Below are 26524 nucleotides of genomic sequence, written 5' to 3' on the forward strand. Positions count from 1 at the left end.
TGAGGCGATCCATGGCTGATCAAACTCATATCCCAAGCGCCCATATTCTTTGCGGCGGAGCGCCTGAAGGCTTTGACGCCACCCTTGTGCTGGCCGAAGCCGCAAAAGGTGCGCCCGTGGTCCATGTGGCCCGTGATGACAAACGCCTGCGTGCCATGGCCACGGCCTTGGCTTTCTTCAATCCCAAGGTGCCTGTGCTGGAGTTTCCCGGCTGGGATTGTCTGCCCTATGATCGAGTGTCCCCCCAGGCCGAGATTTCCGCCGCCCGCATGGCGACGCTGGCGACCTTGGCGGCGAGGCTTTCGGGGCCGTTTATTCTTCTGACCACGCTGAACGCCGCCACCCAATACGTGCCGCCCCGTGATCTTCTGGCGCCCTCGGCCTTCGCGGCCGTTGTCGGGGGCCGGGTCGATGAAGTGGCCCTTCGCGCGTTCCTCGTGCGCATGGGCTACGTGCAGTCTCCCACGGTTAGCGAGCCCGGCGATTACGCCGTGCGCGGCGGCATCATCGACGTCTGGCCGCCGGGCGAAGACAGCCCCGTGCGGCTGGACCTGTTTGGCGATACGCTCGACGGGGCGCGGCGCTTTGATGTGGTGACACAACGCACCACCGAAAAGCTGGAGCGGGTGGAGCTTGCGCCCGTGTCCGAGGTCATCCTTGACGACGCCGCCATCGCGCGGTTCCGGCAGAATTACCGGGTAGAGTTCGGGGCAGGCGGCTCGGAAGATCCGCTTTATGAATCCGTCTCGGCGGGGCGCAAGGCGCAGGGGATGGAGCACTGGTTGCCGTTCTACCATGAGCGGTTGGAGACACTGTTCGATTACCTCCCCGGCGCGACGATCACGCTCGATGACCAATCCACGCCCCAGCGCTTGGCCCGGTGGGAGAGCATCACCGACCAATACGACACCCGCAAAACCGCCCTGACCCAGAAGGGGCGTTTGGACACCGTCTACAAGCCCGCCGCGCCCGAGTTGCTGTATCTGAACGATGCCGCATGGACCGCTGCCGTGGACGGACACCGCCTGGTGCAATTCTCGGTTAACGCTGCGGCCCCCGGACCCGGTATCATTGATGCGGGCGGACGTGTCGGGCGCTCTTTCGCGCCGGAGCGGCAGCAAGAAAACATCAGCCTTTTCGCGGCCTTGGCGGATCATGTTAAAGCGATGCGTAAAGATGGCGCGGTCGTCATCGCCTCTTGGTCCGAAGGCGCGCGGGAGCGGTTGGAGGGCCTTCTGGAAGACGAAGGTCTGACAGAGGTTAACCGCGTTAACGATGCCCGGGGGATTGGCGGCAAGGGCTCCGTCAACCTGACCGTCTGGCCGCTTGAAGAAGGCTTCACCGGGCCGATCACCAAGGGCAGCAGTGTCACCGTGATCTCGGAACAAGACGTGTTGGGGGACCGGCTGATCCGCCCCAAGCGCAAGGTTAAACGCGCCGACAATTACCTGACCGAGGCCCAAAGCCTGTCGCCCGGCGATCTTATCGTTCACGTGGATCACGGCGTGGGCCGATACAACGGTTTGGAAACCGTCACAGCGGCCGGTGCGCCGCACGAATGTATCGCGCTGGAATATGCGGGCGGAGACCGTCTGTTCCTTCCGGTCGAGAATATCGAACTGCTGTCGCGCTATGGCCATGACGATGGGCTACTGGATAAACTCGGCGGCGGCGCATGGCAGGCCAAGAAGGCCCGCCTGAAGGAACGCATCCGCCTGATTGCGGACAAGCTTATCCGCATTGCTGCCGAGCGCGAGTTGCGCAAGGCCCCGATCTTCGAGCCGCCCGGCGACATGTGGGAGGCGTTCAACGCCCGCTTCCCCTATGAGGAAACGGACGATCAGCTTTCAGCGATTGCGGATGTGCTGGAAGACCTCACCATGGGCCGCCCGATGGACCGCCTTGTGGTGGGCGACGTGGGCTTCGGCAAGACGGAGGTCGCCATGCGCGCGGCCTTTGTGGCGGCGGCCTCAGGCATGCAGGTGGCCGTGGTGGCCCCCACGACGCTGCTGGCGCGGCAACACGCCAAGACATTCCAGGACCGCTTCAGGGGGTTCCCGATCACGGTCCGCCAACTCAGCCGGTTCGTCAGCACCAAAGAGGCCGAGCAGACGCGCAAGGGCCTGGCCGACGGCACCGTCGACATCGTCATCGGCACCCATGCGATCCTGGCGAAAACCGTGCGGATCCAGAACCTTGGCCTGATGATCATCGACGAAGAGCAGCGCTTTGGCGTCACCCACAAGGAACGTTTGAAGGAGATGCGCAGTGACGTTCACGTGCTGACCTTGTCGGCCACGCCGATCCCGCGCACCTTGCAGATGTCGCTTTCCGGCGTCCGTGACCTGTCGATGATCGGCACGCCGCCCGTGGACCGCCTCGCCATCCGCACCTACGTCTCTGAGTTCGACACCGTCACCATCCGCGAGGCGCTGCTGCGCGAACATTATCGCGGCGGGCAGTCGTTCTACGTGGTTCCCCGCATCGAAGACCTGCCGCAGATCGAGGAATTTCTCCGCGATCACGTCCCCGAAGTCAGCTTCATCACCGCCCACGGGCAGATGGCCGCCGGAGAGTTGGACGACCGCATGGTCGCCTTCTACGACGGCAAATATGACGTGCTTCTGGCCACGACGATTGTGGAATCCGGCATCGACATCCCCACCGCCAACACCATGGTCATTCACCGGGCCGATATGTTCGGGCTGGCGCAGCTCTATCAGATCAGGGGCCGGGTGGGGCGCGCGAAAACAAGGGCTTACGCCTACCTGACGACGAAGCCGCGCGGAAAGCTGACACCGTCAGCCGAGAAGCGGCTGCGGGTTCTGGGCAGCCTCGACAGCCTTGGGGCGGGCTTCACGATTGCGTCCCAGGACCTCGACATTCGCGGCGCCGGCAACATCGTGGGTGAGGAGCAATCGGGCCACGTCAAGGAAGTGGGGTTCGAGCTCTACCAGTCCATGCTGGAAGAGGCGATTGCCAAGATCCGTTCCGGCGAGGGCGAGGGGCTTCTGGGCGACAGCGACGGCCAATGGTCGCCGACGATCAACCTTGGTGTGCCGGTCCTGATCCCGGAAGCCTATGTGCCCGACCTCGACGTGCGCCTTGGCCTCTACCGCCGCCTGTCGCAGTTGGAAACCAAGGTGGATCTGGAGGGCTTCGCGGCCGAGTTGATCGACCGGTTCGGCAAATTGCCCAAGGAAGTGAACACGTTGCTCTTGGTCGTGCGCATCAAAGCCATGTGCAAACGCGCCCATATCGCCAAGCTGGACGCGGGGCCGAAAGGCGTGACGATCCAGTTCCACAACGACAAATTCCCCAACCCCGGAGGGCTGGTGCAATTCGTGCAGGACCAGAACGGCCGCGCGAAGGTGAAGGACAACAAGATCGTGGTCATGGCCGACTGGCCCAAAGACGCCGACAAGATCAAGGGGGCCTTCGCCGTCGCGCGTGATTTGGCGGTGTTTGCAAAGGGGTGAACCGCCGCATTGCCGCGGCCCTGTGGGCGGGTTAAAACGCGCCCAGTGCGACGTCACCCGTTCAGGATCAAAGCCCGATGTCAGACCCCACCAGACCGCTTCCCAAACGCCAAATCCCCCGCTGGGGCTGGATCGCGTTTTTGCTGTTTTCGTTCATCTCTGCGGCCTCGGCCTTCAAGTTTGTGCCGCCGGGGCTGATCTACGGCGTCTTTGCCCATTGGGGTGAAGGATTCGATGCCCCTTGGGCCGGATTCGTGGTGGAAGGTATCTCTCGCGGGGCCGACCATGTCGCCTATCACATTGAAAACGTAGGCTCTATTCTGGCCGTCCACATGATCTTTGGGGGTTTGGCCGTTCTTCTGGTGCCGGTGCAAGTCAGCCGCATGTGGCGGCGCGGGGACCGGCGCAAGCATGTCTATCTGGGGTGGGCGCTGGTGCCCATCGTGACCATCGCAGCCCTGACAACGCCGCCGATCAGTTTCAACATGACCCTGCCGTTCTGGTCGGAACTGGGCTTTGCCATGGGTTCGGTTGCGTGGTTCGGCGCCTTGGTCATGGGGATCTGGGCGATCAAGACCAAGCGTTTGGTGCTGCACCAACGCTGGATGGTGATGATGGCGGCGCTCAGTTTCGGGGCCGTGTCTTTCCGCCTGCAACTGCCGATCCTGCGGATTTTCTGGGATATGGACGTGGTGTTTCCCTACCTCGGCTGGACCTGTTGGGTGCCCAATGTGCTGGTGGTGGCCTGGTGGTGGCACCGACAAAACCGCGCCGCGCGGCCCGCGGTTCAGGCGGCAGAGTAGCGTTTCGCCCTCTGCCGCTCCTCTGCCGCCTAAGCGCCCTTACCCGTCCGTTTTCTCCCGTGGCATCCGCCGCATGATCACCACGCCGACCAACGCCAGCACACCCACGCAGGCGGCCAGGGGCAGGGCCGTGCCGTTGTAAAGCTGGCCAATGATACCGCCCAGTACCGCGCCGCCAATCGTGCCAATCGCCGCCATGATCGAGGCCGCAAGCCCCGCCACATGGCCCAGAGGCTCCAGCGCCAGCGCGTTCAGGTTGCCGATGGTGAACCCCATCATCATGAAGACCGTCACGGACCACGCGAAGTAGTACCAGACCTCTACCTCCGGGGCGGCGCCCAGCATCAGGGAGCCGATGAAAATCACCGAACAGACCAGTTGGAACACCAGCGCCCGAGAGATAAGCGGACGCATCCCGATCCGCACCACAAAACGTCCGTTGATTGGCGCACAAGGCGCGGTCAGCAGGGCGATGGCGGCAAACAGCCAGTGGAACCAATGGCCCATCCCATAGGTCAGGTCGAAGATTTGCTGAATCGAGGATATACTCGCGAAAAGCGCCCCAAAGATCAGGGTTTGCACCGCAATCGACAATTGCATTTGCCGCACGGCCATGACCTCTTTCGTGCCCTCCCATAGATTGCCGAGGTTCAGGGGGCGGCGGTCCTCGGGGTGCAGGGTTTCGGGCTGGCGCAGCATCAACCACCCGACCGAGATAATGGCGAAAACCACAAAGGCGAGGAAAATGGCGCGCCAGTCAAACAGGGTAATGATCCCGTTTCCGATCAAGGGCGCGATGGCCGGGAAGATGGTGAAAACCAACATCACGAACGAAGTGATGCGTGCCATTTCGCGACCGGAATACAGGTCTCGGACCATCGCCATGGCCACGATACGGGGGCCGGCAACGCCCAGGCCTTGCAACACACGGGCCGCAAGGACCAGTTCCAACGTCGGCGCGATATAGGCCAGAAACGCGCCCAAGACGTAGATGCCAGAGCCAATGAAAATCACCGGCTTGCGGCCAAACCGATCCGACAACGGGCCCGCGAAGATGGTGCCAACGCCCATGCCGACCACAAAACTGGTCAGCACAAATTGCGCCAAAGTCGGCTCGCTTGGGGAAAGCTCCTCTGCGATTTGGGGGAGAGCGGGCAACATCGCGTCCATCGAGAAGGCGATTGTTGCAAAGACCATTCCCATCAAGGCAATGAATTCGCCGGTGGAAAGCCGAGCTGTTGGCGCTTTGATCAAGGTTTTCGTCTCCAGAATATCGCAAGGGCGCTCCAGATCGGGGCGTCGTGTCGGGGGATCAAACACATGGCGGCTAGATGGGTCATTCCGCGCTGTCTGCTTGGTCTGCCTTCTCAAGCTGCGCGTTCAAATCGTCGATGATCGCTTCCCATTGCTCGGGCGGTTGCGCGCCGGGGACGGCGTGTTGGTTGGCGACGATGAAGGTCGGCACCGCCTGAACGCCCCGCTCGCGGGCATGGGTGTCGCGGGCACGGATATCATCGGCGTCGGCACCGCTCTCAAAGAGCTTGGCGATCATGTCGCGGTCCAGATCGACGCTTTGGGCAATATCCAGCAGCGTTTCCCGGTCGCCAATATCGCGACCATCCACGAAATAGGCACGAAACAGCGCCAGAACGGTGGGGGTCTGACGCCCCTCGATCCCAGCCCAATGGATTAACCGATGGGCGTCGCGGGTGTTTGGTGTGCGCTTGATCCCCTCCAGGTTCATCGCAAGTCCTGCTTCCTTGGCCTTCTCGGCCACGGGCGCATAGGCCTTCACGGCGGCGTCCTTGCCACCGAACTTGCCTTCCAGATAGGCGCGGCGGTCCATCCCGCCTTCCGGCATATCGGGGTTCAGCTGGAACGGATGCCATTCAATCGTGAAGGGGTGGTTGGGGCGTGCCTCCATGGCGCGGGCAAGGTTGGACCAACCGATGTAGCACCAAGGGCAAATCGGGTCCGAGAGGATGTCTAGTTTAATCATATCAAGTCCTTAACGGCCGCTCTCAAGGCGGCTCGGTTCAGTTTGCCATTGGCCCCACGGGGCAGGCGTTCCATGCGCAAATAGGCACGGGGGTGTTTGTGGTGTGCAAGAAGAGGGCGTGCGTGCTCTTTCAACTGATCCTCGCTTGCAGGGCCGCAATAGGCAAGGGCGAGAATGGTGGTTTCAGGGTTCGGATGGACCGTCAAAGCGGCGCAATCGGTCACGTCCTTGTGCGCGTCAAACACATGCTCGATTTCCAGCGGCGCGATCCGAAAGCCGCCCGCCGTCAGAACATCATCGGCGCGACCCAGATAGCGGAACGCGCCGTCCTCTGCCTCTTCGACCCGGTCACTGGTCTGAAACCATCCGTCACGTAGGGGCAGATCAATTGATCTACCATTGATATACCCCAACATCAGGCCGGGGTCGCTTCCGTGGATCGCAAGGCACCCGTCGCTAACCATGTCGTTAACCTTAACGCGGCGACCTTTTTGGGGGTAACCCGTGGTGCCTTCCGGCGCGGGACGCGCGGGGGAGCCCGACAGGAAGGTCGAGACCTCGGACATCCCCAAAGCCTCGTGAATATCGGTGCCGGTCGCGGCCTGCCAACGGGTGCGGAGCGACGGAGGCAGAGCCTCTCCAGCGGAGAGGGCATGGCGGAGTTTCGGCATCGGTGGAAGGGGGCCGTGAAGCAGCTTGCGGAAGATGCCGGGGCTGCCTGCCAGAATGGTCGCATCATGGCGTTTTGCCAATAAAGCAAGGCTTTCAGGCGCAGTGCCAGGGGCAGGAACCAGCGCCGTGGCGCCCATCGCCCAAGGGTCCAGCAAGCCGGTGCCAAGGGTATAGGTCCAGTTAAACGCGCCCGTGTGCATTAACCGATCGTCGGGGCGCAGGCCGTACCAGCCCTCCCACATCATCCGTCGAGCCCAAACCGCCCGATGGGCATGGGCCACGGGCTTGGGTCTACCCGATGAGCCCGAGGTGAAAACGATATAGGCCAGATCATCGGCGGCGCTGTCATGGGGGCCAAGGGGCGCGCCATCCAGCACGTCAGGCGACAGCACGGGGCAGGGCGCATCGGGCAGGGCGATGCCCTCCTCTGCCAGCACGGCGTCGGGCGGAAGTGTCTGGGAAATAACGGTAATTTCGCGCTTCGTAAAGGCAGCAGACGTGGGGATTGGCACGATACCTGCCCGGATCGCCCCCAGATAGGCGATGGGAAACCGCGCCGAATTGCCAAGGCGCAGCATCAGCCGATCACCGGGCGTTAACCCCGCTGCAACCAAGCCGCCCGCCGCCCGCGCCACGGCGTCTTCCAGCCGCGCGTAGGACCACCGCTCTGCCCGTGCGGGCCCAAGGATCGCCAGCGCGATCTTATCGGGCGTCTCCCGCGCTTTGGACAGCACATAGGACGAAAGGTTAAAGCGGGACGGGCAGGGCATAATGCATTGGGTATGAGACACTCAGGACGGTTGCAAGGGACAGTCCCTGTGCGTTATCGCACGCTACATGAGTGATTTGCCTGACAACCCCAGCCTGATCCGCATCGCCCGCGCCACCGGCGATGAGGCCGCGCCGCTGCCCGTAGACCTTGCCGCGCGGGTGCGCGAACTGCGCAAGGAACGCGCCTGGACGTTGGAACAGGCCGCCGGCGAAGCGGGGCTGGCGCGATCAACCCTGTCAAAGATCGAAAACGGTCAGATGTCGCCCACCTATGACGCGCTGAAAAAGCTGGCGGGTGGGCTTGGGATTTCGGTGCCGCAGCTGTTCACGCCCTCGGCCACGCCGCAGGGCGGCGGGCGCATGGTGACCACGAAACGCGGCGAGGGGGCGGCCCACGCCACCACAACTTACGAGCACGAGCTGCTGGCCGACCAATTGGTGCAGAAGTCCATGCTGCCCTACCGCGCCCGCATCCGTGCTCGTGCCTTCGACGAGTTTGACGGTTGGGTGCGCCACGAGGGGGAAGAGTTCCTTTATGTGTTAACCGGCACCGTGCGGCTATTCACCGAGTTTTATCAACCGGTTGACATGTCTCGTGGGGACAGCGCCTATTACGATGCCGCGATGGGGCATAACGTCGTGTCTACCTCGGACGATGACGCGACGATCCTTTGGGTGACGTCACTGGCGTAAGCGCGCTGCCGCGCTATTCGAACATACCCCGCAAGTCGAGAGTGCTATCCTCGCCAATATGATCAATCGCATCGCGCAGGAAATTCTGCGCCGCGTGCTGCCCCGCCATGCGCAATTGGTGCATCACCTGCGGCGTCGCAATGACCTTGGTCGCCACCGAGAGTTGGCGCATCAGCTCATCATCGGCGATCATGTGGATCAGCACATCCTTGAAGGCATCCCCGCCAATCATGTCGCGGTGCAAAAGGCGCTGCACGAAATCAATCGCCCGCAATTCCCGGAACAAGGAGGAATTGAAGCTGATCTCATTGATCCGGTTCTGGATCGCGCGGGCCGTTGTCGGCACCTCATCGCGGTGCAGCGGGTTGATATTGACGATGACGATATCGCGCGGCAGGTCGGGCGCGAATAGGGGGAAAAGGGCCGGGTTGCCGGTGTAGCCGCCGTCCCAATAAGCCTCTTGCTTGCCGGTGGTGGGGTCTTGGATTTCCACGGCGCGGAACATGGTGGGCAGGCAGGCCGAGGCCATGATCGCCTCGGGGCTGATCTCATCTCCGGTGAACACACGGATTTTGCCGGACCGGACGTTGGTGGCGCAGATATGGAACGCGGGGCCGTTGTCGTCACAGATGCTATCGAAGTGAAGCTCCGAGACAATGTCTTGCAAGGGATTCTTGTAGAACGGCCCCGAGGCATAGGGGCTGACGGCACGGGAATAGGCATCCCCGGCCAGAAACGGGATCGAGGTTTCCAGGATTGCGCTGACCGCTTGGGGCGAGAACATATTGAGCCAGGGCGTAAACGTCGGATCGGTGATGGCACCCACTTTTTCCCAGACCCAAGCCAGCGTGTCGATCGCCGCCGCGTTGGAGCCTTGCGACAGGCCCGATTTCACCGCCGCCCCGTTCAATGCCCCCGCCGAGGTGCCGGAGATGGCAGCGATCTCGATCTCGGGCTCTTGCAGCAGGGTGTCCAGCACGCCCCAGGTAAACGCCCCGTGGGCACCGCCGCCTTGAAGGGCAAGGTTGATCCGTTTGGTCATAGAGGGCGTCCTTTGGTCGTGGGTCTTGTCTTGGGTCTTGTTCCGGGGGCTTTGGCCATGGTCCGGGGGCAGGGCGCAAGGGGGATGGGGCGTAAAAGGTACGGTTTCACCGCATTGTTGCGGATGTTGGCTGCTGTATGTCTGGTTGCACACTAAGAAGGCGGAGGTGGGCCATCGGCCTGATCTCAATGCCAATTTCAGAAGGAAGTCTCTTATGCGCGCAGTAATTGCGATTGTGGCCCTTGCCCTTGTGGGCGCAGCGGTCTGGTTCTTTGTCTTGGGCGGCGGCTCCAATTTGGTGGCCGAAGCCGCCGCAGAGCGTGAGGCGGCCTGTGCCGCTGAAACCCGTGATGTCGCCCGTCAGCATACGGTCTGGTTCAACCAGGTTAGCGCCGTGCGCAGCGATGAGCGTGACGCCTTGTCGACGGAAGATCGTACCACCTACGATGCGCACCGTGTCGCCGCCTTCGATTGCCTGAACGCCCTGCCCGAGGGCTGAATAAGACTGCGCCGCCCCAACGCCGTTGGTTTTGGGGCGGTTACCGTAGCCATGGATCACCCGTCGTCGTCGCCATGTATCTTGTTCCATAGGACGATCATGTCGCTGACTTTGACGCCCTCGATCGTCATATCGGTGATATTGGCGTTGGTGATGGACACCCCTTCCAGATTGGCAGAATTGATCGTCGTCATCGACAGGTTCACATCCTCGAACGAGGCTGCCGTCAGGTTCACGTTGTGAAACTTCAGGCCCGTAGCGTTCACATCGTCGATCACGGCCCCCATCAGATGGGTCTCGCGGAACTCTGCGTCCTTCAAGCTCACCGAGGTGAAGGTTGACCCGCACAAATACATATTCCTGATTTGCAGCTTATCGCGGCCAGCTTCGGGTTGGTCTGCCATTCGGGCTCTCCTGATTGAGACGTCATTGTTGGCGCGGGGAAGCGGCGCATCGCCCCCGCGCCGTTGATATCACAACGCGGTCCAACCGCCGTCAACGCTGATGGTTGTGCCGGTGATCTGGTCTGCCGCCGCCGAGCACAGGAACGCAACCGTGCCGCCCATCTGCTCGGTCGTGGCGAATTCCTTGGAGGGCTGACGCTTGAGCATCACGTTCTTGATCACATCCTCACGCGACATATCGTATTCGCGCATGGTGTCTGGGATCTGCGATTCCACCAAAGGCGTCAGCACGTAGCCGGGGCAGATGGCATTGGCGGTGATCGGCTCTTGCGCGGTTTCCAGGGCCACGGTCTTGGTCATGCCGACGATCCCGTGCTTGGCCGCGATATAGGCGGATTTGTAGGGAGAGGCCGTCAGCCCGTGGGCAGAGGCGATGTTCACCACACGGCCCCAACCGGCTTTGCGCATCATCGGAAGCGCAGCGGCGGTGGTGTGAAAGGCGGACGAGAGGTTGATCGCAATGATCGCGTCCCACTTGCCTGTCGGAAACTCATCAATCGGGGCAACGTGCTGGATGCCGGCGTTGTTAATCAGGATATCGCAGGTGCCGGCCTTCTCGATCAGGGCGCGGGCCTGGTCGCCTTTGGACATGTCGGCCTGAATGTAGCGGGCCGTCACCCCGTGCTCTGCCGCGATTTCAGCGGCGAGCGCGTGGTCGGCCTCGTCATCGGTATAGGAATTGAGGACAACATCGGCCCCGGCGCGGGCCAGTTCACGGGCGATTCCCAACCCGATGCCAGAGTTCGATCCGGTGATGATGGCGGTCTTGCCGGACATGTCAGTAATGATGGCCATTGTTGTGCTCCTAAAGGTCGTTTCCGGCAGGCTAATGCTGCACGTGCGAAATGAACAGAGGGCGTTGCGGCCAACGGTGCAAGGCTTTTGCAAAAGCCTTGGAAAACTCTTGCAAGAGTTTTTGGGGACGCGGGACGGGCAGGGGGAGGGACAAAAAAAACCCTGGCACAAGGCCAGGGCTAAGTCATTGAGGCAGGTTTCATACAGGCAAGAAACCTATCGAGCAGTGAGTTCTTTATAAGCAATGACTTGGCCGGAGTCCAACTGAAAAGTTTGCGCCCACGCCCGCCGCCCGGTAGCCTTTAACCATAACAAAAACGAGCTGCTGGAGGATTGTTCGCAAATGCCGACGAATTGTTTCACGAAATGCGCCTTATCTATTGGGCTGAGCATCGCACTTAGCACCGCAGGCCATACTGACCCACAACATGGTGTGGCCATGTATGGCGCGCCTGCGCTGGCGCCGGACTTCACGCATTTGCCCTATGCCAACCCCGATGCGCCCACGGGCGGGCGGATCGTGACGGGGGAAGTGGGCGGTTTTGACAGCCTGAACCCGCATATCCGCCAAGGCTCTACCCCGTGGCAGCTGCGATTCTTGACTTACGAATCGCTTCTGGGGCGGTCCTGGGATGAACCGTTCACCCTGTACGGGCTCTTGGCCGAATCGGTGGACATTGCAGAGGACAACCTGTCGGTCGAATTCGTAATCCGTGAGGAGGCGCGATTCTCCGACGGGTCTCCGGTCACGGTCGAAGATGTGATCTGGTCGTTTGAGACCTTGGGGACCGAAGGCCACCCCCGCTATCTGGGCGCATGGAGCCGGGTGGAAGGCATCGAGGCGACCGGCGATCGCTCGGTTCGGATTACCTTGACCGAGCCTGACCGAGAGTTGGCGATGATCATGGGCCTGCGCCCGATCTTGCAAGCGGCCCAGTGGGAGGAGCATGCCTTCCTTGAAAGCGGTCTTGATGTCATCCCGATCGCCACGGCGCCCTATGTCGTTACCGACTTTGAGGCGGGACGTTTCGTCTCCCTGACCCGCAACCCGGACTACTGGGGCGCGGATATTCCGTTTCGGCGCGGCACCAATGTCATTGATGAGATCCGCATGGAGTTCTTCGCCGATGGCACGGCCATGACCGAGGCCTTCACCAGCGGCCTGGTGACGACGCAGCGCGAAACCTCGGCGCAGGCATGGGCCACGGATTACGATTTCCCCCCGGTGCAATCGGGTGAAGTTCAGCTCTCCGAGGTGGCGCATCAACGCCCTTCGGGCATGACGGGATTTGTGATGAACACGCGGCGTCCGGTTTTCTCGGACTGGCGCGTGCGCGAGGCGATGATCCAAGCGTTCAACTTTGAGTTCATTAACGAGACAGTCAATGGCGGGGTCGACCCCCGCATCACGTCGCCCTTCGCGAACTCTCCTCTGGCCATGCACGAGGGCGCGGCAGAGGGCAGGGTGCTGGAAATCCTGCAGCCCTTCACAGAAGAGCTGCTTCCCGGAGCCATCGAAGGCTACACGCTGCCCATCTCCGACGGCACCGAACGCAACCGCGCCGGCATCCGCAACGCCATCGCCCTGATGGAAGAGGCCGGATACACCGTAGAGGAAGGCGTGATGACCGGACCCAACGGCCCCGTGACGTTCGAGATCCTGCTCCAGACCGGCAGTTCCGAGAACGATGCGATCACCAATATCTACACCGAAGCGCTGGCGCGTTTGGGGATTGTGGTGACGGTCACCCGTGTCGACAGTGCCCAGTTCCGGGAGCGGCGCGACGTCTATGATTACGACATGATCTACTATCGCTGGGGCCTTTCGCTCAGCCCCGGAAACGAACAGCGCAACTACTGGGGCTGCGACGCGGGTTTGGTCGATGGCGGCCGCAACCTGCACGGCGGGTGCAATCCGGCGATTGAGGCGATGATCGACGAGATGCTGAGCGCGTCCTCGCAAGAGAACTACCGTGCAGCAGTGCGGGCCTTGGACCGGATCTTGATCTCGGACCGCTACGTGGTGCCGTTCCACCACAACCCCATCAGCCGGATTGCCTACAATTCTGAACTGCATTTCCCGGATTACATTCCGATCTACGGAGATTGGATTGGTTGGCAGCCGGACGTTTGGTGGGTTGAGGAGGAGTAAGCCCCTCAGGTCACGATAGAGACCTTAGAGGCAGGCTTGAGACCCACCTTAAGAGTGGATGACAAGCCCCCCAGACCAAGCCTGATTACCTGGGGGCCAGCCCCGCAGACCAAGCCTGATTACCTGGGGGGCCAGCCCCCCAGACCCCCGGCGATATTTTTAAAAAGATGAAGGAGGGCTTTTCGGAATAGGAGCGCCCTTTTCCTGTGGCCTAGGGTTTGGGCGCAGGAGGTTGCGAGGGGTCTTGGCCGTTTGGATAGACCAGACCCGCGGAGATGATCAGTTTCGCGGCGTCCTCGACCGTCATATCGAGAACAATCGTGTCCTTGACCGGGACAAACAGCAAGAAGCCCGATGTCGGGTTGGGTGTTGTGGGCAGGAAGACCGAGACCATGTCCTCGGGCGCGCGTTTGGCGATTTCACCCTTGGCGGTGGTAGAAATGAAGGCGATCGCCCAGATGCCGCGACGCGGATATTCCACGAGACAGGCTTTGTCGAAGTTCTGTTGCCCTTGCTGAAGGATCGTTTCGGCAATTTGTTTCAGGCCGGAATAGATCGTGCGCACCATCGGGATCGACAGCACGAGGCTTTCGGCCCAACGGATCATTGACCGTCCAATAAAACCCTTCGCAATCCAGCCCACGATCATGGTGAAGATCAGGAACGTCACCACGCCGATGCCACGGATGTTCACTTGGATGCCGGTCCACTCGTTAATCAGCATCGCGGGGTTATAGGCATTGGGGATAAAGGGCAGGACCCAACTGTCAATCCAGCCTGTCAGGGTCCAGATCAGCCAGATTGTGATGCCGATGGGCGCAATCACGATCAAACCCGTCAGGAAGTTCGACCGTAGAGAGGCAAACAACCCCCGTCGTGGAATATCTGGCGTAGGAGGCAATTTCATCGGCGGAGCGGTTCTCGAATGAGTGGGGCTTTGGATTAACTAAGCGCCGAGGGTGGGGCGTACAAGGATCACGGTGTCCCGGCGATCATTTCACGCGCGACCGCTGCGGCAAGCCGCGCGTTGTTGCGCACGAGGGCAATGTTGGAGGTCAGCGTGGCGCCGTCGGTCAGCTCGAACAGGCGTTGCAGCAGGAACGGGGTGACCTGTTTGCCGGAGATGCCCTTGGCGTCGGCTTCGGACTGCGCCTGCGCGATGATTGGCGCAAGGGTGGCCGCCGGGATTTCATCGGCCAAGGGGATCGGGTTGGTCACCAGTTGTCCGCCTGGCAGGCCAAGGCGGGTGCGCATCAGATGCGATTGGGCAATCTGTGCCGCCGTGTCCGCCCGTAGGGGCGCCGTCAGCCCGCTGTCACGGCTCCAGAATGCGGGGAAGGCATCTTGGCCGTAGGCAAACACCGGTACCCCAAGGGTCTCGAGAACTTCCAGCGTCTTGGGCAGGTCGAGGATCGCTTTGGGACCCGCTGCAATGACGCTCACAGGGGTATGGGCCAGTTCACGCAGGTCGGCGGAGATGTCAAAGGTCTCTTCCGCGCCCTTATGGACGCCACCAATGCCGCCGGTTGCAAACACTTTGATGTCGGCCATGGCGGCACAAATCATCGTTGCAGCAACCGTCGTGGCACCGACGCCACCCATGGCCAGGCACGCGGCCAAATCGGCGCGGCTAAGCTTCGAGACGTCTTGGGCCTGGGCCAGAACCTCTAACTCCGTCTCGGTCAAGCCAATCTGGATCCGACCGTCCATGATCGCAATTGTTGCGGGAACCGCCCCGGCTTCACGGATCTCGTCTTCGACCAAACGTGCGGTGTCGAGGTTCTGCGGATAGGGCATGCCGTGGGTGATGATCGTGGATTCGAGCGCTACGATGGGAGTGCCGTTGGCACGGGCCTCGACAACCTCGGGCGAAAAGGTAAGGGGAAGCGTCATGGGGTATCTCCTGAGACGTAGGTGGCCGCTGCATTCACCGCGGCTTCCAGTGATTTCTCGCGGGATTCCCCCGCGACTTCGGCAGCAATATGGGCTGCCATGAATGTATCGCCCGCTCCGGTGATCCGCCGCGCTTCAACGGCGGGCGGTACGGCGGACAAGCTGTGATCGGCGCAGGCATCTACGGCCATTTGCGCGCCTTCCGTGACCAGCACCCTGCGAGCGCCCGCAGCGATCAGGGCTTCGGCGGCGGCGGCGGCATTGGCGGGGTGTGTCCCTGTCAGAAGCCCTGCTTCCTCTCGGTTCACGTAAATCGTGGCACGGGGATGCGACAGCAAGGGGCGCAGCCGCAATGCCTTGCCTGGCGAGGCAGGCGCAATCCGCAAATCCGCCTCCGCGAACAAGGGGCTAACCGCGATGTCTTGCAAAAGAGCCTCCGTCAGATTGCCGTCCAGGGCAACAGGACCGTTCCAAGGCTCGGCTTCAGACCCCAAGGTGCCGTCGGCCAAAGGTGCCAGAATGCGGGCGCCGGCGCGTTCCAACGAATGGGCATGGGCAATCGCCGCAATCAACTGGCCCTGCGCCTCGATCGCCATATAGCGATCCGTGGTCAGGGCGGCATCCACCAACATCGGGCTTACATCCAGCCCCATCTCGGCTGCCGCCGCGCGCAATTCGCGCCCCTCCGTGTCCTCACCCACCACCGACAACAAAGCCGCCCGCAACCCGAATCCCGAAAGTGTCATGGCAATATTCAACGCCACGCCTCCCGGCAAACGGCTGATTTGCCCCGGCTTGTCATTGCCAAGCACCATCGGTTCGTCTGTGCGGCCAATGATGTCCCACAAAACTGCGCCGATGCACAAAATATCCGGTCTCTGTTCCATCCTCTCCTCTTGCCCTGACATCCGCCGCCCCGCAAGACACTCCCTCCTTCATCTTGGCAAATACAACTCAATCCCTCGCTTTCCACCCGCCTGACGCTCATTCATAGGTTGCAACCTCTCCCCAAACCCCCTAAGGCACCCTCACTTCTCAGGCGAAGGCGGGCCCCATGGCAAATTCCATGGATCAGTCCACCGGTTGAGTCCGCGTCCAAGGCGCTTTCTCTAATCCTTCGCCCTACGCGCAAACCGGAAAGGAAATTGGCATGGCGCTTCCAGATTTCACCATGCGTCAGCTTCTTGAAGCTGGCGTTCACTTCGGCCACCAGACGCAACGCTGGAACCCCCGCATGGGCGAGTTCATCTACGGCGACCGTAATGGCATCCACATCCTCGACCTGACCCAGACCCACCCGATGCTGGAGCAAGCGCTTCAGGTTGTGCGTGAGACCGTCGCCAAAGGCGGCCGGATCCTCTTCGTGGGCACCAAGCGTCAGGCGCAAAAGCCTGTGGCCGATGCCGCAGAGCGTTGCGCACAGTACTACATGAACCACCGTTGGTTGGGCGGCACGCTCACCAACTGGAAAACCGTTTCCAACTCCATCTCTCGCTTGAAAGAGATCGACGAGAAGACAGCCGACGGCTCTCTCGAAGGTCTGACCAAGAAAGAGCGTCTGGGCATGGAGCGTGACCAGATCAAACTGCAAGCCTCCCTCGGCGGCATCCGCGAAATGGGCGGCCTTCCAGACCTGATCTTCGTGATCGACGTCAACAAGGAAGACCTCGCCATCGCCGAAGCCAAGAAACTGGGCATTCCTGTTGTGGCTGTGGTTGATACCAACTGCTCGCCCGATGGTGTGGATTACATCATCCCCGGTAACGACGACGCGGCCCGTGCCATTGCACTCTACTGCGATCTGATTTCCCGCGCGGCGCTGGACGGCATGTCCACGCAACTGGAAACAGCCGGTGTTGACCTTGGTGGTCTGGAAGAGGGCTCCGTTGAGGAAGCCATCGCCGAGCCCGCAGCTGAAGAAGCCCCTGCCGCCGAGGCATAAGCCCCGGGCGTTGCGGAACTGATACAAGGGCCCGGTATTGCCGGGCCCGACACCATTTTCATTCAGGAGATCCATGACATGGCAATCACTGCAAGCATGGTAAAAGAGCTGCGCGACACAACTGGCGCTGGCATGATGGACGCCAAGAAGGCGCTGACCGAAACCGCAGGCGACATGGAAGCGGCCGTTGACTGGCTGCGCACCAAGGGCCTTGCAAAAGCCGCAAAGAAATCCGGCCGTACGGCCGCTGAAGGCCTCGTGGCTGTTGCCGTTGAGGGTAACAAAGGCGTTGCGGTTGAAGTGAATTCTGAAACCGACTTCGTGGGCAAGAATGCTGACTTCCAAAAAATGGTTGCTGGCATTGCTGACGTCGCCAAGGGCGTGAACAATGTGGACGAGCTGAAAGCGGCTGACATGGGCGGCAAGTCCGTCGAGCAGACCGTGACTGACGCCGTTGCCGTGATCGGTGAAAACATGTCCGTGCGCCGCATGGCTGCGCTGGAAGGCGACGTTGTCGTTTCCTACGTGCACAATGCCGCTGCCGAGGGCATGGGCAAGATCGGCGTTCTGGTTGCTACCAAAGGCGGCGACGAAGCCTTCGCCAAGCAGGTTGCCATGCACGTGGCCGCCGTGAACCCCGCCGCTCTGGACGAGGGCGCCGTGGACGCGGAAATGCTGGAGAAGGAAAAGCAGGTCCAGATCGACATCGCCCGCGAATCCGGCAAGCCTGAGCAGGTCATCGAAAAGATGATCGTGGGTCGTATGAAGAAGTACCTCTCGGAAATCACGCTCGTGAACCAGGCCTTCGTTGTGAACCCTGACCTGACTGTTGGCGATGCCGCCAAAGAGGCCGGCGCCGAGATCACCGGTTTCGTTCGCCTCGAAGTGGGTGAAGGCATCGAGAAGAAGGTCGAGAACTTCGCAGAAGAAGTGGCCAAGACCGCCAAAGGTTAAGCGTCCCCGGGCAAATGTCCGGTCTACGCGCTATACGAAGGGGCAGGGGAGCAATCCTCTGCCCCTTTTTGTTGCGCTGATGCTTGCCGCGTCAGGGGCAGGCAAAAGGCACGAAGGTACTGGCCATGCCTTCGTTCATTGTCATAACAGTCAGCAAATTCGCCAATTCAAATTCCGCATCGTTTGTGGGGCATACGGCAATATCCGCCAGGCAGCCCGAGGCCACGAACCGGTCGTTGTCGGCAATGAAGTTTGCGCTGATCTGCTCTGCCCCGACACTGTTAACGGCCCAATCCCACGCGCTTTGATAGAGCACACACTTCTGTTCGACCCATGTCAGCCCCCCTAGGTCCACAGTTTGAGCATGAGCCGGAACCAGCGGCACGCACAATGCCGCGACACATACGAAAGCCAGTGTAGGGCTGGTCATTGCAGCGCGCCGTTGGCGAGGGCCTCAAACCCGGCAAGAAAAGCTTCCCGCGCTCGGATGCCGGGAGAGGTCTGGTGCCGGGTCTCATCTTGGGTCAGGTGGGCGAAAACCAATGTGGTGTCGCCATTGCTGGCCCACCCCACGTACCAGCCCCAGCCCTGGGCATAGTCAAACGCACCGGATTCCATTCTAGGGTAGGCCGCACCCGTCTTGCCATAGATCCGCCAACCGCCGGGTGTGTCGGTATAATCCATAATCTCAATCGTTTGCGCGACGGCTTCGCCTGAGATCGGCAAGTAATTTTGAATCATTCGCGATAAGAACGCGACCTGTTCGCGTGGAGAGATCAGCAAAGAGGAGGTCATCCAAGCCCGTTCCAGCGCGTTGTTCTGGCCATAGTCTCCGCTGAAATCCGCGTTTCCATAGCCCATGCCTTGGGCGAGCTCTGTCATCCGATCCAGACTCAAAAGCGGCGTGATTTGCCGTGAAAACCACACGACGGAATAGGTCATCCAGCGGTCCGGGTCGGTGGCCTGCCGCAAGTTCTCGCCGCCCCAGTCGGGATAGGTGCTCTGGTAGGGCAGGGTCGGGGTGTGGGCGTCCAGTAGAACACCATCGTGAAACGCCATAAGGGATAGGGCTACCTTGAAGGTAGAGGCGGGCGTGACCCGGCGGTCGCAATCGCCGACCTCGTAAATCGCGTCCTGCGCTGAAGGGGACGCGATCAGGGTGCAGATCGTCTCGGCTTGGGCGGCGCTAACGGAGAGACACAGGCCTGTGAGGGCACCAGCGATCACTTGTTTGGGCATCGTGGGGCTCCGAATGGGGTGGACTTAAGGGTCTTCATAACCGCGTGCACAGGACAAGAGAAGGGGACCTGAGATATAGGAAAGGCCACAAAAAACGGCACTGCCCGGGACAGGGGCAGCACCGTCTTGGAATGTCCGGCGCACGAGGGACAAGGACGAAGCGCCGGATCTTACACCTCAAGGGACAGCTGAGGCGCAATCTGAATTTGCGGCGCGAGGGGAGGGAGAAGACCCCGCCGCCGTTTCCCCGAAGCGGTGTTCGGCCCTTAAAATACGGACCAACCGCTCCGAACCCAACCGCGTGCAAGCAGGCGCCGGGTGGGTCCGGAGGCGGGAAAATACGTACCTCCGAAACCCGGTGTTCCTGGCGTTAATTGCCATCACTCACGGAACAAGGACGTTATGCAGGATGTGGCTTCATCGCGATAGATAGGGGAATCCCTACCTGTCGATTAGGACAGGTTAACGGCGATCACCGACGGTTCCCGCCATATGGGGCAGGCGGGGCGTGGTGTCTTCGCGGTCATCGAGGCGGAAGATCTGGTTCAGGATCGAGGCCTTGCGCACGGCCTGTGCGGTCGTCTCAACCCCCAACGCATCCCGTGCGCCGCGCAGGTGCTTTTCGATCGTCGCCACGTTGCGTTCCAGCAGTAGCGCGATATCGGCCATGGTCTTGCCGTCGGCCACCAGTTCCAACACCTCGGATTGGCGCGGGGTCAGTAGTTTGCGCTGACCCGTCGCGGGCAGTTGCAGGATGCACAGGTGGGCCACATGGCAGATCGTCTCGATATCCTCGCCATGCTCGGCCCAGATCGCATCGGCGGCGTCCTGGTCCATGCCCTTTTTCACGGCCATGCCAATGCCCGCGTTGGCGTTCTTGATCGCCATGGGGAAGCTCACCGTGTAACCCGCTGTAATGCCGTGTTTTTCATTCATCGCGCGCATGGCCAACTCGCCCTTGGAGGGCTCTTCGTGGGCCATGGCCGTGTAGACGTCGCGCCAGGATGCGGCGCCCACATTCTCGGTCGCCCACCGCATCATCACGCCGTCTCGGAACATGCCGCCGTCGACATAGGCCTCTACATAGTCGGAGGGCATGTTCGTCAGAAGCAGCGCGTCTTCGGGGTTGTCGTACAGACCCGCGCCGCGAAAGGCATTGAAGCCGTAAAACACGCGGTCAAAGCCGTAGCCTGCCAATACTTTCGTATGGTGGGCCCAGAGGTCTTCGACGGTGGACATTTCCATATAGGGGCGGAGACGTTTCATAGAATGCTACTTTTTTGAAAGGTGTTGATGCAGGGCACGCAGGGCGAGGGGGTAGCCGTCTGCGCCGAAGCCTTGGATGATACCGACGACCACCGCCGCGATCATTGATGTGTGGCGGAATTCTTCGCGGGCATGGGTGTTGGACAAATGAAGCTCTATCACCGGCAAGCGCGTGGCGCTGATCGCATCGCGCAGTGCGATGGAAGTATGGGTGTAGGCGCCCGCGTTCAACACGACGCCGTCGGTGTCGTGACGCGCCCCGTGAAGCGCGTCCACAAGCCCGCCCTCGTGGTTGGATTGTTCAAACCGAACACTGGACCCAAAGGTGCTGACGAAGGCCTGACACTCGGCCTCGATATCTGCCAGGGACGCGGCCCCATAGATGCCCGGCTCACGCTCTCCCAGGAGGTTAAGGTTGGGCCCGTTGAGGACTAATAGCTTCATTCGTCAGTATCCCTTTAGCGGCACTGTATAGGCAACCGGCGGCTTGCGTCGAGTCGTTGAATTGGCCAAGTTTTGGCACCCTTAGCGGTTATTTCCTGGGCTCCGGGATCTCAACCGGGCCGCCGTGCTCTTCCCATGGTGAAAATCCTTCGCGCAGGTGTGCCGCGTCAAAGCCCATGTCTTGCAGTGTCGCCACCGTCAGGGCCGATCGCCAGCCCGAGGCGCAGTGAAACACGTACCTCTTTCCTTCCTGTCCAAAGACCGGCTTAAAGTAGGGGCTATCGGGGTCCACCCAGAATTCGATCATGCCGCGCGGCGCATGGACCGAGCCGGGGATATACCCGCGCTGACGCTCGCGGATGTCGCGGATATCCACGATCACCACATCGGGGTCATCGACCTTGGCGATCAACTCGGCGGTCTCGACCTCCTCAATCCGGGCGCGAGCGGTGGCAACCAATTGTGAGGCAGAGGTTTTCAGGCCCATGGCGAAAGCTCCTATTCTGTCGCAGATAGCGGTAACGCACATTGACCGCGCCCGCGCCGCGCCGCAACCTGCGATGACATTTGCGGGGCTGGCGCTTTGGGCTGCGTCGGCGGGAGGAAGACTAGATGACTTATAAAGCGACATTCAAACGGGCCAGCACGGACCCCGAAAGCTTTTGGCTAGAGGCCGCCGGCGCGATTGATTGGATGACACCGCCGACACAGGCGTTTACGCGCGGTTCCGGCGTGTATGGGCGTTGGTTTGAAGGCGCGGTTGGTAACACCTGCCACAACGCCGTGGATCGCCACGTGGCGTCCGGACGCGGCGACCAGCCTGCGATCATCTACGACAGCCCCGTCACCGACAGCAAGCGCACGATCACCTACGCAGAGCTGCTGGACGAGGTCGCCACCCTTGGTGCGGTGCTGACAGACATGGGCGTGGGGCAGGGGGACCGTGTCATCATCTATATGCCGATGGTGGCAGAGGCGCTGGTTGCGATGCTGGCGTGCTCCCGAATTGGCGCGGTTCATTCCGTGGTTTTCGGCGGTTTTGCTCCGGCTGAGCTGGCCACGCGGATCGACGATGCGGATGCCACGGTTATCCTGACGGCCTCTTGCGGGATCGAGCCGGGACGGGTCATTGATTACATGAGCCTCGTGTCAGAAGCTGTTGATATTGCGCAAAATGACGTGTCGTTCTGCTTGGTTCTCCAGCGTGACATCCAGCCCGCTGAACTGACCGCGGGCCGCGATCTGGATTGGGCCGAGGAAATGGCCCGCGCCCGTGCCGAGGGGCGCCGCGCCCCCTGCGCCGAGGTGTTGGCGACGGACCCGGCTTATATCCTTTATACCTCCGGCACCACGGGCCAACCCAAGGGCGTGGTGCGCGACACCGGCGGCCATATGGTGGCGCTCAACTGGTCGATGAAAAATATCTACGGCGTGTCCGCAGGAGACGTGTTCTGGGCCGCGTCGGACGTGGGGTGGGTCGTGGGGCATTCCTACATCTGCTACGCGCCTTTGCTGGCGGGCTGCACGACTGTGGTGTTTGAAGGCAAGCCAATCGGCACACCGGATGCCGGCACATTCTGGCGCGTGATCGAGGAGCATGACGTGAGCGTTCTGTTCACCGCGCCCACGGCATTCCGCGCGATCCGGGGGCAGGACCCAGAAGGCGCGTTTCTGAAGAAATACGACACCTCGGGCCTGCGCACATTGTTCCTTGCGGGCGAACGCTCGGACCCGGCGACATTGGCTTGGGCTGAGGCGCAACTTGGCGTGCCAGTGATCGACCATTGGTGGCAGACCGAGACCGGGTGGGCGATTTCCGCAATCCCCATGGGGATCGAGGCCTTGCCCGTAAAACATGGCTCTCCGGGTGTTCCGATGCCGGGCTATGACGTGCAGGTCCTGGATGATGAGGGCCATCCCGTTGTTAACGGGACGCTTGGAAACATCGTGGTGAAACTGCCGCTGCCGCCGGCATGTTTGCCGACACTCTGGAACGCGGAGGAACGGTTCCACTCGTCCTATCTCAATGAATTCCCAGGATATTTTGCGACGTCAGATGCGGGAATTCTGGACGAAGACGGCTATCTGCACATCATGGCGCGGACCGACGACATCATCAACGTGGCCGGCCACAGGCTGTCCACCGGCGCGATGGAAGAGGTCCTTTCCAACCACGATGCCGTGGCCGAATGCGCGGTTGTGGGCAAGGCGGATGCATTGAAGGGCCAAGTGCCTTTGGGCTTCTTCGTCCTGAAATCAGGTGTGGAGCAAGACGTTGATGAAATCACCACCGAACTGGTCAAAAAGGTCCGCCATGACATCGGCGCTGTTGCCGCGTTCAAATTGGCGGTACCGGTGAAACGCCTGCCAAAGACGCGCTCTGGCAAGGTTCTGCGCGGCACCATGCAGAAGATTGCGGACGCTGAGGCCTATAAGATGCCCGCCGCCATTGATGACCCTGTGATCCTTGATGAGATCACGCAAGTTTTAACCGATAAAGGATTGATCGGATGATTGAACGGATTGAACCGGGCGTTCGCAGCTCGAAAATCGTGAAGCACAATGGTGTGGCGTATCTGACGGGCCAAGTGGGCGAGGGTGCCGATATCACGGAACAGACCCACGAATGCCTGCGCCGTGTCGATGCGCTGCTGACGCAAGCCGGGTCGTCGCGCGAACATATGTTGCAGGTCACGATCTGGCTGGCGGACATGGCCGACTTCGCCGCCATGAACGAGGTCTGGAACGCCTGGGTGCCTGAAGGCCACGCACCAGCGCGGGCCTGTGGCGAAGCGCGGTTGGCGCGTGACGTGCTGAAGGTGGAAATGATTGTCACAGCGGCGGTGGTTTGAACCGGGGGGCTTTGTAAGTGTCTGGCATAGTTGGGTATCTGCATATTTAACATAATCATGATTACTGGCTAAATGCACTGAGGGATATGGTGCCGCTATGGTGCCGCCCCCTCGTATGTTGGGCGTTGAAAATCTCGGATCGCATCGGCCTAAACTGGCGCTCTCGTCGATCTGAGCGCCGACAGCCTATGCAACGGCCCCTCAGCGACGGCTGAGCGCCGCTGCCAAGATGCCAACACACCCGCCGACATGATTGTCTCGCCAGTCCAATCACTTACGCCGCAACGCTCACGCTCAACTTTACCCCAGCGCATAGCCCGCGCCGCGCACCGTGCGGATCGGGTCGCCGGCTTGTGCCACCTTCAACGCCTTGCGCAAGCGGCCCACGTGGACGTCCACCGTACGGCTATCGACGTAGATGTCGCGGCCCCAGACCCGGTCCAGAAGCTGTTCGCGGGCCCACACCCTGCCCGGCCGTTCCATGAACGCGGTCAGCAAGCGGAATTCTGTCGGCCCAAGGCTTACCAAGTCTCCGCCGCGATAAACCCGGTGCTCGGCCAGGTCGACGACAATGTCTTCATACTCCATCCGCTCTCCCACCGAGGACGGCCTTACCCTACGTAACTGAGTGCGCACGCGGGCCAGAAGTTCAGCCACAGAATACGGCTTGGTGATGTAGTCATCGGCGCCGGTTTCGAGGCCGCGCACCTTGTCCGTATCCTCGGACCGCGCCGAGAGCATGATGATCGGGATTTTTGACGTGGCGGCCCCCGATTTCAATTGGCGGCAAATCTCGATTCCGCTGACCTCGGGCAGCATCCAGTCCAACACGATGAGGTCTGGCAACGTCTCTTGCACCACGATCAACGCCTCGTCGCCCGAGGCCGCCGTCACGACCGAGACCCCCTCGGCACGGAGGTTGTAGGCGAGCACCTCCCGTTGAGCAGGCTCGTCTTCCACCACAAGGACGATCGGTTCACCAGCCATCGTTCAGGCGCCCTTTCACGAAAGCCGTTTCGTCGTCTTTCGGGCGGTCGTCGGTTGGGGCTTCGCCGGTCACAAGATAGACCACCTGCTCGGCGATCGAGGTCACGTGGTCCCCCATCCGTTCGATATTTTTTGCCATGAAATGCAAGTGCATACAGGTGGTAATGTGGCGCGGATCTTCCATCATGTGGGTCAGGTATTCCCGGAACAGCGCGGAATACATCTGGTCCACTTCAAGGTCGCGCTGGCGCACATCCTCGGCAAGGTCGGCGTTGCGTTGAATATAGGCGTCGAGCACGTCTTTCAGCATCATTTCAACTTGGCGTGCCATCCGTTTGAGCGCGGCTGCGTCGCCGGGAACCGAGGGCAGCGCGATCACTGCTTCGCTGCGTTTAGCGATGTTCTTGGCGTAGTCTCCGATCCGCTCCAGGTTTCCTGACACGCGGAAAACCGACAGTAGTATTCGCAGGTCCGAAGCCGCGGGTTGGCGCAGCGCGATGATGCGTGCGGCTTCTTCGTTAAGGTCGATCTCTGCCGCATCAATAGTGCGGTCGGCCTTGCGAACGGCCTGGGCCAGTTCGATGTCGCGGGTGGTCAACGCGGTGGACGCATTGGCAATCGACTCCTCCACCATGCCGCCCATGCGCATGATCTTGGTCTGAATCCCTTCGAGGTCGCGGTCAAAGCTGCTGACGATGTGTTCCTGGTTTGGCATGGCGCTATCCAATCCGTCCCGTGATGTAGCTTTCCGTGCGCGGATCGCTGGGGTTGGTGAAAATTTTGTCGGTGTCGTCGAATTCGACGATGTTCCCAAGGTGGAAAAACGCGGTCTTCTGGCTGACCCGTGCGGCTTGCTGCATCGAATGAGTCACGATGACAACAGAGTATCGCTCCCGCAGCTCGTCGATCAGTTCTTCCACTTGCGCCGTCGCGATGGGGTCCAGCGCCGAGCAAGGCTCGTCCATCAGCAGAACTTCCGGCGATGTGGCGACCGCACGGGCGATACAAAGACGCTGCTGTTGCCCACCGGAAAGGCCGGTGCCAGGCGCATCGAGGCGGTCTTTCACCTCGTCCCAAATGGCAGCGCGGCGCAGGGATTTTTCAACGATCTCCTCAAGGTCCGCTTTTTTGTGGGCCAGCCCGTGAATGCGGGGACCGTAGGCGACATTTTCGAAGATCGACTTGGGGAACGGGTTTGGCTTCTGAAACACCATGCCCACCTTGGCGCGCAATTGCACCGGGTCGATGCGCGGGTCGTATATGTTCTCGCCTTCCAGCGTAATTTCTCCGGTGACCTTACAGCCCTCGATGGTGTCGTTCATCCGGTTGAGCGACCGCAGAAAGGTGGATTTACCGCACCCCGAAGGGCCGATGAACGCCGTCACTGTCTTGTCGGCAATATCCACATCCACGCCCTTGATGGCACGGGTGACGGACGCGTCGTTCAGCATACTCTCGGCAGAGCGTTTGCCGTTCCCTGCCCCGTAGAACACATCTACGCCGCGGGCTTTCATCTTGAGCGTTTCCACAGCTACCTCTTGGTCGATTGTGCGCATGTCGTTCACGTTGAAATCCTTC

The 26524-nt window shown here is 61.1% G+C and carries 26 protein-coding genes; 9 read left to right on the top strand and 17 right to left on the bottom strand.

What is annotated here, in order from left to right:
- Positions 1–11 precede the first annotated feature (11 nt).
- Positions 12–3479, top strand: a complete 3468-nt coding sequence (mfd, locus tag AADW23_RS13250) for a transcription-repair coupling factor (protein WP_341861417.1) — start codon at positions 12–14, stop codon at positions 3477–3479.
- Positions 3480–3556: 77 nt separating this feature from the next.
- On the top strand, positions 3557–4282 hold the full coding sequence (locus AADW23_RS13255; protein WP_341861418.1) for a DUF2306 domain-containing protein: 726 nt from the start codon (positions 3557–3559) through the stop codon (positions 4280–4282).
- 39 nt (positions 4283–4321) lie between these two features.
- On the opposite strand, the gene AADW23_RS13260 is transcribed toward AADW23_RS13255, so the two are convergent.
- The 3 genes from AADW23_RS13260 to AADW23_RS13270 all read right to left on the bottom strand — a co-directional run bounded on the left by AADW23_RS13260 (position 4322) and on the right by AADW23_RS13270 (position 7723).
- Positions 4322–5536: a multidrug effflux MFS transporter gene (locus AADW23_RS13260; RefSeq protein ID WP_341861419.1), complete on the bottom strand. Its 1215-nt coding sequence runs from the start codon at positions 5534–5536 to the stop codon at positions 4322–4324.
- Between the two features lie 82 nt (positions 5537–5618).
- Positions 5619–6281 (bottom strand): DsbA family oxidoreductase, encoded by a 663-nt coding sequence (locus AADW23_RS13265; RefSeq protein WP_341861420.1) that lies wholly within the window; start codon positions 6279–6281, stop codon positions 5619–5621.
- Complete coding sequence (locus tag AADW23_RS13270) at positions 6278–7723, bottom strand: class I adenylate-forming enzyme family protein (RefSeq protein ID WP_341861421.1); 1446 nt, start codon at positions 7721–7723, stop codon at positions 6278–6280. The genes AADW23_RS13265 and AADW23_RS13270 overlap by 4 nt, the downstream gene beginning before the upstream one ends.
- Before the next feature lie 67 nt (positions 7724–7790).
- Here AADW23_RS13270 and AADW23_RS13275 point away from each other — a divergent pair, with 67 nt between their 5' ends.
- Positions 7791–8417 carry an XRE family transcriptional regulator gene (locus AADW23_RS13275; protein ID WP_341861422.1) on the top strand — a complete coding sequence of 209 codons (627 nt, stop codon included), beginning with the start codon at positions 7791–7793 and terminating at the stop codon, positions 8415–8417.
- A gap of 13 nt (positions 8418–8430) precedes the next feature.
- Here the strand turns inward: AADW23_RS13275 and AADW23_RS13280 are convergent, their stop codons facing one another.
- Entirely contained in the window at positions 8431–9459 is a 1029-nt protein-coding gene (locus tag AADW23_RS13280) for a patatin-like phospholipase family protein (RefSeq protein WP_341861423.1), read from the bottom strand.
- A gap of 214 nt (positions 9460–9673) precedes the next feature.
- Between AADW23_RS13280 and AADW23_RS13285 the strand changes: the two genes are divergently transcribed.
- Entirely contained in the window at positions 9674–9958 is a 285-nt protein-coding gene (locus AADW23_RS13285) for a hypothetical protein (protein WP_341861424.1), read from the top strand.
- A gap of 56 nt (positions 9959–10014) precedes the next feature.
- Here AADW23_RS13285 and AADW23_RS13290 read toward each other — a convergent pair whose 3' ends face one another.
- Both AADW23_RS13290 and AADW23_RS13295 read right to left on the bottom strand, forming a co-directional pair.
- The gene (locus AADW23_RS13290) at positions 10015–10362 is read right to left on the bottom strand and encodes a pentapeptide repeat-containing protein (protein WP_341861425.1); all 348 of its coding nucleotides are present in this window, start codon (positions 10360–10362) and stop codon (positions 10015–10017) included.
- A 69-nt stretch (positions 10363–10431) separates the two neighbouring features.
- The gene (locus tag AADW23_RS13295) at positions 10432–11217 is read right to left on the bottom strand and encodes a 3-hydroxybutyrate dehydrogenase (RefSeq protein ID WP_341861426.1); all 786 of its coding nucleotides are present in this window, start codon (positions 11215–11217) and stop codon (positions 10432–10434) included.
- A 439-nt stretch (positions 11218–11656) separates the two neighbouring features.
- Here AADW23_RS13295 and AADW23_RS13300 point away from each other — a divergent pair, with 439 nt between their 5' ends.
- Entirely contained in the window at positions 11657–13369 is a 1713-nt protein-coding gene (locus AADW23_RS13300) for an extracellular solute-binding protein (protein ID WP_341861427.1), read from the top strand.
- Between the two features lie 211 nt (positions 13370–13580).
- Here the strand turns inward: AADW23_RS13300 and AADW23_RS13305 are convergent, their stop codons facing one another.
- The 3 genes from AADW23_RS13305 to AADW23_RS13315 all read right to left on the bottom strand — a co-directional run bounded on the left by AADW23_RS13305 (position 13581) and on the right by AADW23_RS13315 (position 16149).
- Complete coding sequence (locus tag AADW23_RS13305) at positions 13581–14276, bottom strand: DUF502 domain-containing protein (protein ID WP_341861428.1); 696 nt, start codon at positions 14274–14276, stop codon at positions 13581–13583.
- Between the two features lie 68 nt (positions 14277–14344).
- Positions 14345–15262 carry a pseudouridine-5'-phosphate glycosidase gene (locus AADW23_RS13310; protein ID WP_341861429.1) on the bottom strand — a complete coding sequence of 306 codons (918 nt, stop codon included), beginning with the start codon at positions 15260–15262 and terminating at the stop codon, positions 14345–14347.
- Positions 15259–16149: a PfkB family carbohydrate kinase gene (locus AADW23_RS13315; RefSeq protein WP_341861430.1), complete on the bottom strand. Its 891-nt coding sequence runs from the start codon at positions 16147–16149 to the stop codon at positions 15259–15261. Before AADW23_RS13315 ends, AADW23_RS13310 begins: the two co-directional genes overlap by 4 nt.
- A gap of 263 nt (positions 16150–16412) precedes the next feature.
- On the opposite strand from AADW23_RS13315, the gene rpsB reads away from it, so the two are divergent.
- Positions 16413–17204, top strand: coding sequence for a 30S ribosomal protein S2 (rpsB, locus tag AADW23_RS13320; protein WP_341861431.1), 792 nt, complete (start codon positions 16413–16415; stop codon positions 17202–17204).
- Positions 17205–17282: 78 nt separating this feature from the next.
- Positions 17283–18158: a translation elongation factor Ts gene (gene tsf / locus AADW23_RS13325; protein WP_341861432.1), complete on the top strand. Its 876-nt coding sequence runs from the start codon at positions 17283–17285 to the stop codon at positions 18156–18158.
- A gap of 91 nt (positions 18159–18249) precedes the next feature.
- Here the strand turns inward: tsf and AADW23_RS13330 are convergent, their stop codons facing one another.
- The 5 genes from AADW23_RS13330 to AADW23_RS13350 form a co-directional block, all read right to left on the bottom strand.
- The gene (locus tag AADW23_RS13330) at positions 18250–18588 is read right to left on the bottom strand and encodes a hypothetical protein (RefSeq protein WP_341861433.1); all 339 of its coding nucleotides are present in this window, start codon (positions 18586–18588) and stop codon (positions 18250–18252) included.
- On the bottom strand, positions 18585–19397 hold the full coding sequence (gene blaOXA, locus AADW23_RS13335) for a class D beta-lactamase (protein ID WP_341861434.1): 813 nt from the start codon (positions 19395–19397) through the stop codon (positions 18585–18587). The genes AADW23_RS13330 and blaOXA overlap by 4 nt, the downstream gene beginning before the upstream one ends.
- A gap of 462 nt (positions 19398–19859) precedes the next feature.
- On the bottom strand, positions 19860–20663 hold the full coding sequence (locus AADW23_RS13340; RefSeq protein WP_341861435.1) for a LuxR family transcriptional regulator: 804 nt from the start codon (positions 20661–20663) through the stop codon (positions 19860–19862).
- Between the two features lie 6 nt (positions 20664–20669).
- Positions 20670–21107 (bottom strand): type II 3-dehydroquinate dehydratase, encoded by a 438-nt coding sequence (gene aroQ, locus AADW23_RS13345; protein ID WP_341861436.1) that lies wholly within the window; start codon positions 21105–21107, stop codon positions 20670–20672.
- A gap of 88 nt (positions 21108–21195) precedes the next feature.
- On the bottom strand, positions 21196–21594 hold the full coding sequence (locus AADW23_RS13350; RefSeq protein ID WP_341861437.1) for a rhodanese-like domain-containing protein: 399 nt from the start codon (positions 21592–21594) through the stop codon (positions 21196–21198).
- Positions 21595–21719: 125 nt separating this feature from the next.
- Here AADW23_RS13350 and AADW23_RS13355 point away from each other — a divergent pair, with 125 nt between their 5' ends.
- On the top strand, positions 21720–23621 hold the full coding sequence (locus AADW23_RS13355; RefSeq protein ID WP_341861438.1) for an AMP-binding protein: 1902 nt from the start codon (positions 21720–21722) through the stop codon (positions 23619–23621).
- Entirely contained in the window at positions 23618–23959 is a 342-nt protein-coding gene (locus tag AADW23_RS13360) for a RidA family protein (protein ID WP_341861439.1), read from the top strand. Before AADW23_RS13355 ends, AADW23_RS13360 begins: the two co-directional genes overlap by 4 nt.
- Before the next feature lie 300 nt (positions 23960–24259).
- Here the strand turns inward: AADW23_RS13360 and phoB are convergent, their stop codons facing one another.
- Genes phoB through pstB form a run of 3 tightly spaced genes read right to left on the bottom strand, consistent with a single transcriptional unit; the run spans position 24260 to position 26511 of the window.
- Positions 24260–24946, bottom strand: coding sequence for a phosphate regulon transcriptional regulator PhoB (gene phoB, locus AADW23_RS13365; protein WP_341861440.1), 687 nt, complete (start codon positions 24944–24946; stop codon positions 24260–24262).
- Complete coding sequence (gene phoU, locus AADW23_RS13370) at positions 24936–25661, bottom strand: phosphate signaling complex protein PhoU (RefSeq protein ID WP_341861441.1); 726 nt, start codon at positions 25659–25661, stop codon at positions 24936–24938. The genes phoB and phoU overlap by 11 nt, the downstream gene beginning before the upstream one ends.
- A gap of 4 nt (positions 25662–25665) precedes the next feature.
- Positions 25666–26511, bottom strand: a complete 846-nt coding sequence (pstB, locus tag AADW23_RS13375; protein WP_341864332.1) for a phosphate ABC transporter ATP-binding protein PstB — start codon at positions 26509–26511, stop codon at positions 25666–25668.
- Between the last annotated feature and the right edge of the window lie 13 nt (positions 26512–26524).

The organism is Gymnodinialimonas sp. 57CJ19 (assembly GCF_038396845.1).
GTDB lineage: Bacteria > Pseudomonadota > Alphaproteobacteria > Rhodobacterales > Rhodobacteraceae > Gymnodinialimonas.

Bases quoted from the DNA above. Each gene is read 5' to 3' on its own strand.
- aroQ (WP_341861436.1), bottom strand. From the start codon at position 21,107: ATGAAGCTATTAGTCCTCAACGGGCCCAACCTTAACCTCCTGGGAGAG.
- AADW23_RS13355 (WP_341861438.1), top strand. From the start codon at position 21,720: ATGACTTATAAAGCGACATTCAAACGGGCCAGCACGGACCCCGAAAGC.
- AADW23_RS13300 (WP_341861427.1), top strand. From the start codon at position 11,657: ATGTATGGCGCGCCTGCGCTGGCGCCGGACTTCACGCATTTGCCCTAT.
- AADW23_RS13340 (WP_341861435.1), bottom strand. From the start codon at position 20,663: ATGAAACGTCTCCGCCCCTATATGGAAATGTCCACCGTCGAAGACCTC.
- AADW23_RS13290 (WP_341861425.1), bottom strand. From the start codon at position 10,362: ATGGCAGACCAACCCGAAGCTGGCCGCGATAAGCTGCAAATCAGGAAT.
- AADW23_RS13265 (WP_341861420.1), bottom strand. From the start codon at position 6,281: ATGATTAAACTAGACATCCTCTCGGACCCGATTTGCCCTTGGTGCTAC.
- tsf (WP_341861432.1), top strand. From the start codon at position 17,283: ATGGCAATCACTGCAAGCATGGTAAAAGAGCTGCGCGACACAACTGGC.
- AADW23_RS13295 (WP_341861426.1), bottom strand. From the start codon at position 11,217: ATGGCCATCATTACTGACATGTCCGGCAAGACCGCCATCATCACCGGA.
- AADW23_RS13310 (WP_341861429.1), bottom strand. From the start codon at position 15,262: ATGACGCTTCCCCTTACCTTTTCGCCCGAGGTTGTCGAGGCCCGTGCC.
- AADW23_RS13280 (WP_341861423.1), bottom strand. From the start codon at position 9,459: ATGACCAAACGGATCAACCTTGCCCTTCAAGGCGGCGGTGCCCACGGG.
- AADW23_RS13315 (WP_341861430.1), bottom strand. From the start codon at position 16,149: ATGGAACAGAGACCGGATATTTTGTGCATCGGCGCAGTTTTGTGGGAC.
- AADW23_RS13350 (WP_341861437.1), bottom strand. From the start codon at position 21,594: ATGGGCCTGAAAACCTCTGCCTCACAATTGGTTGCCACCGCTCGCGCC.
- AADW23_RS13255 (WP_341861418.1), top strand. From the start codon at position 3,557: ATGTCAGACCCCACCAGACCGCTTCCCAAACGCCAAATCCCCCGCTGG.
- AADW23_RS13270 (WP_341861421.1), bottom strand. From the start codon at position 7,723: ATGCCCTGCCCGTCCCGCTTTAACCTTTCGTCCTATGTGCTGTCCAAA.
- AADW23_RS13285 (WP_341861424.1), top strand. From the start codon at position 9,674: ATGCGCGCAGTAATTGCGATTGTGGCCCTTGCCCTTGTGGGCGCAGCG.
- mfd (WP_341861417.1), top strand. From the start codon at position 12: ATGGCTGATCAAACTCATATCCCAAGCGCCCATATTCTTTGCGGCGGA.
- rpsB (WP_341861431.1), top strand. From the start codon at position 16,413: ATGGCGCTTCCAGATTTCACCATGCGTCAGCTTCTTGAAGCTGGCGTT.
- phoU (WP_341861441.1), bottom strand. From the start codon at position 25,661: ATGCCAAACCAGGAACACATCGTCAGCAGCTTTGACCGCGACCTCGAA.
- blaOXA (WP_341861434.1), bottom strand. From the start codon at position 19,397: ATGCCCAAACAAGTGATCGCTGGTGCCCTCACAGGCCTGTGTCTCTCC.
- AADW23_RS13275 (WP_341861422.1), top strand. From the start codon at position 7,791: ATGAGTGATTTGCCTGACAACCCCAGCCTGATCCGCATCGCCCGCGCC.
- phoB (WP_341861440.1), bottom strand. From the start codon at position 24,946: ATGGCTGGTGAACCGATCGTCCTTGTGGTGGAAGACGAGCCTGCTCAA.
- AADW23_RS13305 (WP_341861428.1), bottom strand. From the start codon at position 14,276: ATGAAATTGCCTCCTACGCCAGATATTCCACGACGGGGGTTGTTTGCC.
- AADW23_RS13330 (WP_341861433.1), bottom strand. From the start codon at position 18,588: ATGACCAGCCCTACACTGGCTTTCGTATGTGTCGCGGCATTGTGCGTG.
- AADW23_RS13360 (WP_341861439.1), top strand. From the start codon at position 23,618: ATGATTGAACGGATTGAACCGGGCGTTCGCAGCTCGAAAATCGTGAAG.